We start from the raw sequence: 8,645 nt of genomic DNA on the forward strand, positions 1-8,645 counted from the left end.
ACCATTGCTCACGGCCTACCGCTGACCGTTATTAATTATGGCTAGTACTTATTCTTTTGATATTGTTAGTGATTTTGATCGACAAGAGTTGGTCAATGCTGTGGATCAAACTATTCGTGAAATCAAAAGTCGTTACGACCTCAAAGATACTAAAACCACTGTCGAATTAGGAGAAGAATCTATCACCATCAATACTGATAGTGAATTTACCCTAGATGCTGTGCATACTGTTCTTCGTACCAAAGCTGCGAAACGGGAACTTTCGCAAAAAATCTTCGACTATGGTAAAATAGAATCAGCTAGTGGTAATCGTGTTCGCCAAGAAATCACGCTAAAAAAAGGCATCAGCCAAGAATATAGTAAAAAAATCACCAAATTGATTCGAGATGAATTTAAAAAAGTACAAGCCTCGATTCAAGGTGATTCAGTTAGAGTAACTAGCAAATCTAAGGATGACTTACAAAATATCATCCAGCGGTTGAAGCAAGAAGATTTGCCGATTGCTTTGCAATTTACTAACTATCGATAAGTAAGTTATCAGCTATCAGCCGTCAGCCGTCAGCCGTCAGCCGTCAGCCGTCAGCCGTCAGTCGTCAGCCGTCAGTCGTCAGCCTTCAGCTTATTTTATTCAAAAGCAAATCAAGTAGCGTGGCACAGGCTTCGACGCTGGGACCCATAAGCTGATAGCTGATAGCTGATAGCTGATAGCTGATAGCTGATAGCTGATAGCTGATAGCTGATAGCTGATAGCTGATAGCTGATAGCTGATAGCTGATAGCTGATAGCTGATAGCTGATAGCTGATAACTGATAGCTGATAACTGATAGCTGATAACTGATAGCTGATAGCTAAATGCTTACACTCTAGACTACTATGGCTTGATACCAGAAATGACTTCCTTAGCTGCTGCTAATGTGCGGTCAATATCCTCCTCGGTGTGAGCTAGGGAAGTAAATCCTGCTTCAAATTGTGAGGGGGCTAGGTAGATCCCACGCTCTAACATGCCACGATGGAAAGGAGTGAATTTGGATAAATCAGAGGTTTTGGCATCATCGAAATTGTGAACAGGAACACCAGTAAAGAACATGCCAAACATAGCGCTGATGTACCCACCAGTAGTTGCATGACCGCTATCTTTAGCAATTTGCAGCAATCCCTCGGAGAGCTTTTTAGTAATAGTCTCTAGCTGTTCATAGGTACCCGGTTTTTTCAGTAACTCCAGGGTTTTAATGCCTGCTGTCATGGCTAAAGGATTCCCAGACAGGGTTCCGGCTTGATACATTGGCCCAGCTGGTGCCACCATGGACATGATATCCTTTCGTCCGCCATAGGCTCCCACGGGCAAACCACCACCGATAATTTTCCCTAGGGTAGTCAAGTCAGGAGTGATGCCAAATTTCTCCTGAGCACCACCGTAGGCAATCCGGAAGCCAGTCATCACTTCATCAAACACCAGTAGAGCGCCATGGTTTTGAGTAACTTCCCGCAAGCCTTCAAGAAAACCAGGCACAGGAGTGATGAAACCAGAATTCCCCACCACAGGTTCTAGGATGACCCCAGCAATCTCATTGGGATATTGCTCAAATAAAGCTTTAACTTCGTCCAGGTCATTATAGGTAGCAGTTAAGGTATTAGCAGTGGCAGACTTAGGAACACCAGGGGAATCGGGTAAACCTAGAGTAGCGACTCCAGAACCAGCTTGTACCAGCAGCATATCGGCATGACCATGGTAGCAGCCAGAAAATTTGATAATTTTGTCCCGTCCTGTGAAGGCACGCATCAGGCGCAGCACTGCCATACAGGCTTCGGTGCCAGAATTGACAAACCGCACCATTTCAATACTAGGAACAGCGTCAATCACCATTTGTGCTAGCACGTTCTCTAGAGCCGAGGGAGCTCCAAAACTGGTACCCTTGTCTAGAGCCTGGTGCAATGCCCCAATAACTTCCGGATGAGCATGACCGCAAATGGCTGGTCCCCAGGTACCTACATAGTCAATGTACTGGTTGCCATCTACATCCCAGATGTATGCTCCTTTAACTTGGTCAAATACAATCGGTTCTCCGCCTACTGATTTAAAGGCTCTGACTGGGGAGCTGACCCCTCCTGGCATTAGCTCCTGGGCGGCGCTGAAAATTTCTTGTGATTTAGTGGTTTTAAACGAGGTAGTGCTAACCAAAATAGTCTCCTAATATTAATAGTGTACGAGTTAGTTGAAAATAAGGGAAAAGGCGATCACCCCATTACCCCCCTTAAACAGGGCAATAGGTAACTTCGGCCAAAGTGCGCTTTCCAATGGGCGAGTAAATCGCCCTTGGGTCGCACTTCAGGGAACTTCGGCTTAGGGGCAATACTGGACAAGAGATTATTATCCTATGGAGACTGATCCGTTTTGAATTTGTAAAGAAAGAATGCAGATTTACTGATCAATATTTACTGATCAATACTGATCAATTGGATATCAGGGGTGGTATCTTGTAGGGTGTATCTCATTAAAGCTGTTTGACCCGCTGGGTGTTTCCATCCGTTGCCTAAAACTATGTCAGCATCTGAACCGACTTCCATTAGCCAAGCTATCCCAGTTGACCAAGTTCGCTACAACGATCAAGGACTAGTGCCAGCCATTGTCCAAGATTACCTTGATGGTACGGTATTAATGATGGCTTGGATGAATCGGGAGTCATTGCAAAAAACCCTCGATACAGGAGAAACCTGGTTTTGGAGTCGCTCTCGTCAGGAATTGTGGCACAAGGGTGCTACATCTGGGCATTTACAAAGGATAAAATCCATCCGCTACGATTGTGACAGTGATGCTTTACTCGTGACGGCGGAACAAATTGGTGATATTGCCTGCCATCTCGGTGAGCGTAGCTGTTTCCATCAAGTGGAGAGTAAGAAAGTAGCCCCTCCAGCAGATACCTTGTCTCAGTTGTTTGAGATAATTTGCGATCGCCGTGACCATCCAGTAGAAGGGTCTTATACCTGTAAGTTGTTTAAGGGTGGGGATAATAAGATTCTTAAAAAAATTGGGGAAGAAGCTGCAGAAGTGGTAATGGCTTGTAAGGATGATGACCCGGATGCGATCGCATCTGAAGTAGCGGACTTGCTCTACCACAGCCTAGTTGCTATGGCTTACCATCAGGTTGATGTACGGGATGTTTATCGCAAATTGCAACAGCGCCGTCGATAGTGTTGGTGATGGGGAAAAAGAGAATGGGTGATTGGAGCAGATTTTGATCACAGGGGGAAGCCAAAAGCATAATCACGATGGATGGGTACGCTTTTTTTGACCAAATCCGGTAAAATCGGCCAGGTACTGTTAACCTAAGATAACTACCTTGGCTTACGATAATATATGTAAATATCTCGCCGAAAACTATCCAGCTGATTTGGTCAGGTGGCTTCATGGTATGGAAGTTACTGAAATATCGGTGTTGAAAACTGAGTTAAATACTGAACCGATTCACGCCGATTCCTTGACGCTGCTACAAACCGCTAATCAAATCCTGCAATGGGAATTTCAAACCCTGCCAGCTTCCAAGCCATCCCTACCATTGAGAATGCTCAAGTATTGGGTCAGACTGAAAGAAAAGTATAACTGTCCGATTGAGCAGGTAGTGATATTTCTCAAGTTCACCACCTCAAACAAAGCATATACTAACCAGTTGCTGGAGGGTAAAACCAGCCATGGCTATCGAGTAATCAGGATGTGGGAGCAAGACCCTGAGCTATTTTTGGCCAATCCCGCCTTATTGCCCTTTGCCACTCTGGCATAAGCGTGAATCTCCTAAGGGAGTAGCCAAAAAATAAAATACCAGATTTTAGCTTGTAGGGTGGGCAAAAACATTTTGGTTCAAATGAGTCTTATAGATAAGATAACTTTGCCCACCCTACTTTAATTGGTATTTTTTTTACATGCAAGTCCCTAAACGATTATTAGAGCAAGTGGCGGCAGAAGTAGATAGGATTGAAGAACCATCCGCTTTTACTAACATATCCGCTTGTACCCAGTTACTAGCCGGTTTGCGGTTCGACCAAAGGTTGATTGGAGAATTATTTCCGGAGGACGTGATGCAAGAGTCTGTAATTTATCAGAAGATCATTCAAAAAGGACATCAACTGGGTTTACTGGAAGGAAAACGTGAAGGAAAACTGGAAGGAAAACGCGAAGGAAAACAAGAGGAAGGGTACTCAATCATTATACGTCAACTGACCCGTCGGTTTGGGAGTGTTGACGACCAGCTACAACAGGGGATTAAAAAGCTTTCTATTGCTCAATTGGAAGAGTTGAGCGAGGCGCTGTTGGATTTTGAGACAGTCACCGATGTAGCTGTGTGGTTGGCTGAGCATCAACAATAAACCGGATGCGTACACATCCAAGCTCAGTGCCATGCTCCCACACTTCATACCCTAGTAAGTGTGGGCTTCTCGCCAAACCCAACCCTTGCTTATCCCTACTCCCTACTCCGATGATCCGCTGTTTCCTTTGCTATATAAATCCTATACATTGGCTTTTGGCTTCCGATTGAACCCATTAAGAATCCAGTTTAATAATTGGGGAAAAAAACGTTTAATAACTGAGATAATTTTTGCCATTCGATCAGGAAAAACCTGAGATTTATCATCAATAATTCCTTGAATCGTTTCGGCCATGACCTTAGCCGGATCAGTTATTATAAAGTCCGACAACCCCTGATTTTCTTTGGCAAGGGTTCCGTACTGTTCCGACTGAAGAATGGGAGTACGGCTGTAAAAGGGATAAACAGCTGTAACCTTGACGTTGTAAATTTTAACTTCATTTAAAAGCCCTTCGCTGAATCCTCGCAACCCGAATTTACTAGCACCATAATGAGCCATGCCAGCGGGTGCTATCCAGCCAGCAGCAGAGGAAATATTAACTATGTGACCTTGGCGACGTCTAATCATATCAGCGGCAAATAGAGAACTTAACCGCATTGGTGCCAGCAGATTTACCTGCATCAGCCTTTCCCATGTTTCTCCAGGAACTTCGTCCATGCGACCAAAAAGCCCAATGCCAGCATTGTTGATCAAAATATCGATTTCTATTCCCAGGTCTTTAACCTGACGATAAAGGGTTTCGCATCCGTCACGTTCAGAAAGATTAATCCCCAAAAGAGCAAGTATATCCCCAGTTTTAACCTCCCGTTGAATAGCTTCGGCACGCTCTTTAAGAAGAGTTTCATCAAGATCGGTGAGGATCAAATGGCTACCAGCTTCTAATAATTGCCGAGTCAGTTCCTGACCGAATCCACCGGAGGCACCGGTGATGAGTACCACAGCTCCATGGAGATCACTCATATGGTTCAAATTTTTGCTCTGGGTTAAATTTTAGGAGATTGGAGTATTCCCCATAGTAATAAAAACCAGGGTACATTAATGTTAGGTATCAGCGACGCATATTTTATTAATGCTGGCCAAAACATTGGAGCTATAAAACGTAGAGAGCGTAGTGATACCGGACGTAAACCGTCTTTATCGATGATTCCATAGTAATCAGCTAGTTCTGCAACAATTCGAACACGGCCTGTAAAGCGCATTACAGTTCGGTCTGCAGCAAGGGCAGCAATAACGCGCCCTGTTAGTAAAGGAGTTTCCCAATTATAGCCTTGAGAGATCACTTGGCTTTGCTGATTACGTGGTTTATCTTCTCCCATTTGCAAAGCCAAACTGGAAATATGCTCGGTACCAACTATGCCTGGCCAAATCGAAAGGGATGCCACATTATATGGCTTCAGTTCAACAGCCATATCCGCAGCAAGTCGATCACAAGCGGCTTTACCCGCCCCGTATGCGGCACCAAAGATGTAAGACATGCCGCCCCAGGATGAGATGGTGCAAATGAGCCCCTGCTGACGCTGAATCATCAGTCGAGCTGCAAAAACACTGGCAATATAATGGCTGCGGAGACCGACATCATTGACAGCATCCCAAAGATTGTCAACGCATTCCCAAAATGGTTTTTCGTATCCCTCTTTCAATGCCTGCACTCCTGAAAACGCATTATTGACCAGCAGATCCAGTTGTCCCTTCTGCTCATCTTGAATCCGTTCAAAGAGTAAGCGCACTTGTTGGTCGTCGCTATGATCTACCATTACCGGAATACAAATACCACCAGCATCTTGCACAGCTAATTGGGTTTCCCGAAGACTACCGGAAACTCCCTCTGTGACATTGGAACTGTCGAGACTACGACCGGTAATATATACCGTAGCACCTTCCTCTCCAAGGCCAATCGCAATTCCTTTACCAATACCACGGCTGGCACCCGTGACTAAGGTTACTTTGCCTTCAAGGCTCCCCATAATTGCTTTTTTTGATATTTATTATATTATTTAATGGTAGCATTTTTTTGACCGTAAGCATTCAGCCATCAGCCGTCAGCCGTCAGCCGTCAGCCGTCAGTTTTGTGGCACAGGCTTTGGCCTTGGCCTTTCGGCCACGCTACGCGAATGGCCACGCTGTGCGAACGACGCTGGGAGGTGACTTTACTCAGCATTATTCCAATGCTTACTTGTTTTATTCAAAAGCACCTCAAGTAGCGCATTAGCTGATAGCTGATAGCTGATAGCTGATAGCTGATAGCTGATAGCTGATAGCTGATAGCTGATAGCTGATAGCTGATAGCTGATAGCTGATAGCTGATAGCTGATAGCTGAATACTCACTTTTGACCTTTGCTGGTTGGGATTTTTATCTAAACTTCGATTATCGCGTTTTGGGAACTATCCAACTAAACAATAAAACGAATAATCACCAGTAATCATAACATAAAAATAATAAAAATGCAAGTAGTTATTATTGGTGCCGGCATGTCTGGTATCTGCATGGCTATTAAACTGAAAAAAGCCAAAATACCTTTCATTATTCTAGAAAAATACTCTGGAATTGGAGGGACTTGGCGGGATAATAACTACCCAGGATGTGCCTGTGACATTCCCGCTCATTTATATTGTTACTCTTTTGAGATGAAATATGATTGGAACCAAGTTTATCCCTCTCAGCCAGAGATATTGAAATACTTAGAACACTGCACACGTAAATACAATATTTATCCCCATATCCGTTTTAATCAAGAGGTTATTAGCGCCCATTTCAATGCCAAAAATTGCCTCTGGTATGTTGACACAGCTGATAATAAAACTATAACAGCTAACATACTGATCAGTGCCTGGGGAGGTTTAAATTTACCCAAACTACCGAATTTGGGTAGCTTGGAAACCTTCAAAGGAGTCTCGTTTCACTCAGCTAGATGGAATCACAGCTTTGATTTAACTGATAAAACTGTGGCAGTTGTAGGAACTGCAGCGAGTGCAGTTCAATTTATCCCAGAAGTTGCCAAAAAAGTGAAACAACTATTGATTTTTCAAAGAACTCCTAACTGGATTACTAAGCGAGACGATGGGACTTATTCAGCCCAGATGCAATGGTATTTTAAGAACTTCCCTATTCTGATGCAACTCCACCGGGGATTACTATACTTACGTAATGACTTAATCAGTTTTCCCCTATTCATTACTGGAAGTTTTCTCGGTAAGTACCTGCGAAAACAATTGGAAAAACGCATACACCAGGAAATTGCTGACTCCCGAGTACGGGATGCGGTGATGCCCAGCTATCAACCAGGTTGTAAACGAATTTTAATTAATAACGACTTTTATCAAACCCTGAACCGAAAGAATGTAGAATTGATTACAGATAAGATAGATAAAATAACGGCTGATAGTCTGGTAACCGAACCAGGAAAAGACTATAAAGTTGACGCTATTATCTATGCTACAGGATTTAACTCTTTGTCCTACAAAAAAATGGATATACGTGGTAGCAACGGAGAGAGTCTAGCGGGGATATGGGGCAACGAACCAGAAGCGTATCTTGGTATTTCTGTTTCCAATTTCCCTAACTTTTTTAGTCTTTTAGGACCGAATACTGGTTTGGGTCATAGCTCGGTTATTTTAATGGTAGAGTGCCAAGTTAATTATATTATTGGCTGCTTGAATAAAATGCTCACAGAAGACTGGAAATCTCTGGAAGTGAAGGAGGAAGCCATGAGACGTTATTATCAGGATTTAGGGAAAACTATGGCAAAAAGGGTGTGGACAAAAGAAAACTGTATGAGCTGGTATCAAAATAAAGATGGCAGAGTATTCGCTTTGTGGCCTGGTAATACTATCCAATATTGGTGGGCTACAAGAAAACCAATTTTTGATGACTATATTTCTACCTAGCCTAGTCGGGTAAGACTACCAATTCTTTTGAGGAGATAGGCGGGGAAGAGGGGGAGATAGAGCAGATTTTTATTTCAGGGGGAAGCCAAAAAGACCAAAAGCCCAATCACAAAAAAAGCGATTGGCCTATGGCCACGCTACGCGATGCTCGCTTATGAGCCGCTAAGGGATTGGCCTATGGCCACGCTACGCGATCGCTTTTTTTGACCAAATCCTGTAAACTCGGCCAGGTAGTCTTAACCAAAGATAACTACCTTGGCTTACGATAATATATGTAAATATCTCGCCGAAAACTACCCAGCTGATTTGGTCAGGTGGCTTCATGGTCTTGAAGTTACTGAAATATCGGTGCTCAAAACTGAGTTAAATACTGAACCGATTCACGCCGATTCCTTGACCC

Annotated in this window: 8 protein-coding genes and 1 pseudogene; 6 read left to right on the plus strand and 3 right to left on the minus strand. The window is 43.7% G+C overall.

Annotated elements, in window-relative coordinates:
• Positions 1-37: 37 nt before the first annotated feature.
• Entirely contained in the window at positions 38-529 is a 492-nt protein-coding gene (locus tag F6K38_RS26040) for a YajQ family cyclic di-GMP-binding protein (protein ID WP_008180068.1), read from the plus strand.
• A 342-nt stretch (positions 530-871) separates the two neighbouring features.
• Here F6K38_RS26040 and hemL read toward each other — a convergent pair whose 3' ends face one another.
• Entirely contained in the window at positions 872-2,179 is a 1,308-nt protein-coding gene (hemL, locus tag F6K38_RS26045; RefSeq protein WP_008180065.1) for a glutamate-1-semialdehyde 2,1-aminomutase, read from the minus strand.
• Between the two features lie 360 nt (positions 2,180-2,539).
• Here hemL and hisIE point away from each other — a divergent pair, with 360 nt between their 5' ends.
• From hisIE to F6K38_RS26060, 3 genes and pseudogenes are all read left to right on the plus strand, one after another.
• A complete protein-coding gene (hisIE, locus tag F6K38_RS26050) occupies positions 2,540-3,190 on the plus strand; it encodes a bifunctional phosphoribosyl-AMP cyclohydrolase/phosphoribosyl-ATP diphosphatase HisIE (RefSeq protein WP_008190493.1) in 651 nt (216 codons plus the stop codon).
• A gap of 148 nt (positions 3,191-3,338) precedes the next feature.
• Positions 3,339-3,773 (plus strand): annotated as a pseudogene (locus tag F6K38_RS26055) (Rpn family recombination-promoting nuclease/putative transposase); the annotation flags it as partial.
• A gap of 142 nt (positions 3,774-3,915) precedes the next feature.
• Positions 3,916-4,359, plus strand: a complete 444-nt coding sequence (locus tag F6K38_RS26060) for a DUF4351 domain-containing protein (RefSeq protein ID WP_287252261.1) — start codon at positions 3,916-3,918, stop codon at positions 4,357-4,359.
• A gap of 141 nt (positions 4,360-4,500) precedes the next feature.
• Here F6K38_RS26060 and F6K38_RS26065 read toward each other — a convergent pair whose 3' ends face one another.
• Together F6K38_RS26065 and F6K38_RS26070 are read right to left on the minus strand one after the other, a co-directional pair.
• Positions 4,501-5,319, minus strand: coding sequence for an SDR family NAD(P)-dependent oxidoreductase (locus F6K38_RS26065; RefSeq protein ID WP_287357958.1), 819 nt, complete (start codon positions 5,317-5,319; stop codon positions 4,501-4,503).
• 23 nt (positions 5,320-5,342) lie between these two features.
• The gene (locus F6K38_RS26070; RefSeq protein WP_287293984.1) at positions 5,343-6,323 is read right to left on the minus strand and encodes an SDR family NAD(P)-dependent oxidoreductase; all 981 of its coding nucleotides are present in this window, start codon (positions 6,321-6,323) and stop codon (positions 5,343-5,345) included.
• 47 nt (positions 6,324-6,370) lie between these two features.
• Here F6K38_RS26070 and F6K38_RS26075 point away from each other — a divergent pair, with 47 nt between their 5' ends.
• Both F6K38_RS26075 and F6K38_RS26080 read left to right on the plus strand, forming a co-directional pair.
• On the plus strand, positions 6,371-6,568 hold the full coding sequence (locus F6K38_RS26075) for a hypothetical protein (protein ID WP_154659970.1): 198 nt from the start codon (positions 6,371-6,373) through the stop codon (positions 6,566-6,568).
• A gap of 234 nt (positions 6,569-6,802) precedes the next feature.
• Positions 6,803-8,245: a flavin-containing monooxygenase gene (locus F6K38_RS26080; protein ID WP_287357959.1), complete on the plus strand. Its 1,443-nt coding sequence runs from the start codon at positions 6,803-6,805 to the stop codon at positions 8,243-8,245.
• Positions 8,246-8,645: the final 400 nt, after the last annotated feature.

The organism is Moorena sp. SIO3B2, assembly GCF_010692525.1.
Lineage (GTDB): Bacteria > Cyanobacteriota > Cyanobacteriia > Cyanobacteriales > Coleofasciculaceae > Moorena > Moorena producens.